General features: G+C 59.6%; 1 protein-coding gene. It reads left to right on the forward strand.

Going from position 1 to position 275, the window contains the following annotated elements; genetic code table 11:
• On the forward strand, window positions 1–252 hold a 252-nt coding region (locus tag J8I34_RS34550), incomplete at its 5' end, for a hypothetical protein (protein WP_209808664.1).
• Window positions 253–275 lie beyond the last annotated feature (23 nt).

Below are 275 nucleotides of genomic sequence, written 5' to 3' on the forward strand. Positions count from 1 at the left end.
GTATTGCGAAAGCCGAAGACCACGGCTTTCGCAACATCAACCGCAAACCTCATTGATCAGCGATTCCCTAGGGAAATAAGCATGAGAACCGAAGAACAGTACCATTGTGCCGTTGACATGGTCCACCTGCTCTACGCAGCGCTGGTCGGCTTAATGACGCCTGGCGGGGGCGAGGGGGCCCGCGAACTGGCCGAGAGCGCCATGCAAGAGGCAGCGACGTTCCTCGGACTACCGCCAGGGAACGGTAGCTGAACAAGATCGCGGCGCGCGGTTGG

Origin of the sequence: Cupriavidus phytohabitans (assembly GCF_017815025.1) — a bacterium.
Lineage (GTDB): Bacteria > Pseudomonadota > Gammaproteobacteria > Burkholderiales > Burkholderiaceae > Cupriavidus.